Source organism: Leyella stercorea, from assembly GCF_021531655.1.
In genome coordinates, this window is the sequence record NZ_JADYUF010000098.1 from 1 (window position 1) to 1,588 (window position 1,588).

Annotated in this window: 1 protein-coding gene; it reads right to left on the minus strand. The window is 44.1% G+C overall.

All coding sequences use genetic code 11. The annotated features are described in order from the left end of the window. Window positions 1-21: 21 nt before the first annotated feature. The gene (locus I6E49_RS14160) at window positions 22-1,392 is read right to left on the minus strand and encodes an IS4 family transposase (RefSeq protein WP_235403124.1); all 1,371 of its coding nucleotides are present in this window, start codon (window positions 1,390-1,392) and stop codon (window positions 22-24) included. Between the last annotated feature and the right edge of the window lie 196 nt (window positions 1,393-1,588).

Below are 1,588 nucleotides of genomic sequence, written 5' to 3' on the forward strand. Positions count from 1 at the left end.
CTCAAGTTTCGGATTTAGAATTCAAGCCGTTTGAGCATACTCTCTAAGTGCAGCCAATCTCTTGTCATTCTCAATAATTTGGATGGTTAGTTCATCGGAGTCAGCACCAATGAGTTCTGAAACGACGGCTACCACCTCTATTATGATTGCCCATATCTTTTCAACCACCGTCAGTTCGTGTACTCCGAGATACATGTCACCGAACAGTCCTCCTATGGTGTCATAGTCGAGTGTTCTTTTTATTGAGGCAAGTATGTTGTAGCGTATCATGACCAATGAAACATGCGCTATATGGGCCGAAAAGTTTCGTGACGAGCAATCTGCAAGTCCAAGCAGACGTTTGCTGTCTGAGAAGAACACTTCTATGCTCCAACGCATGGCATATATCTCGTAGGCACGCATAAAACGGAGTCTCAAGTCTGTTGTAAGAAGCACTTTCCACGCTTCCTTTTTGCCTCTCTTGCAAAAGAACAATTTTACAGCACGTTTTCCAAGCACAACTTCAATTTCGGAATAATGGCAATGGTAGCGCCTGCTGTATTTCACTTCCTTCTTAGCCTTAAGTTTGGTGATTATGGCCTTGGCGGACAATTCCCCCCAATTAGTAGTCATATACTTGGTGTTGCCCATCTTTGCCATGCCGAGAAGATGGAATTTCTTGTGGCGGCGATAAACGAAATCCACAAGTTCGGTACATGTGAACCAGCTGTCAACCAGCAAGTAATCGAAAGGTATCTTGTTGCGTATAGCATTCTTCACCATATCCAACAGCTTGACACCCTTGCTCATGAAATACTCTTCCTTGCGTTTGGCAATATGACACTTCTCGTCACGTTTGCGCTCATAACGCCCATTCCTCTGTTCAGAGGTAAGCCCTTGTTCCTTGCCATCAACCTTGCCCTTCTCGCCATGAAGCGAGAAATCGAGCATGAACTGCGTGCGGCCATCGCTCCAGCACAACATTAGAGCCTTGTAGCCGAGGATGCATTTCTGGTGTACATGCGAGAATATCTTGCCTATGGATTCCATATGCATGCCCGTCTTTGGAAGATCCGTGTCATCGGCTATCAGTACGGTTGGAAGCAGACTCTTCTTATGGTCCTGGCGCACGGTCACTTTCGTCAGCAACCAATTAGTTATGCGGTACACGACATTCCGCCAGTCGACATTGTCTTGTGACAGATACGAATAGAGGATATCTTTCTTACCGCCAAACATACGACACAGCGCCGAACCATCATAATGGGAGAAGCCTTTGATTGCAAAGAATGGAAACAGTAACAATATCTGGAACACTTGAAGGTTCGTCAACTGGCAGTTCTCACGTTTCAAACCACCAAGGCTGCGGTTGTCCAAATTTAAGCCTTCAAGCAGGCGCGTAAATGTATCCATAACTATACTGCGACGTTTTTCTGAGAAAAAGTTGCGGATTTCTGAGGGAATATTTGTAATTTTGCTCATGGCTTTGAGTTTTGAGTAATGTTTTTTTTGTCACATCTAATTTACTCATTTTCCGTGACATACGGAAATACTCAAAGCCTTTTTTATACAATAAATTCAACCTCAAAGTCTAAATCCGAAACTTGAG

What these genes read in the sequence shown, in the direction of transcription:
- I6E49_RS14160 (WP_235403124.1), bottom strand. Translation starts at nt 1,392, where the DNA reads ATGGATACATTTACGCGCCTGCTTGAAGGCTTAAATTTGGACAACCGC.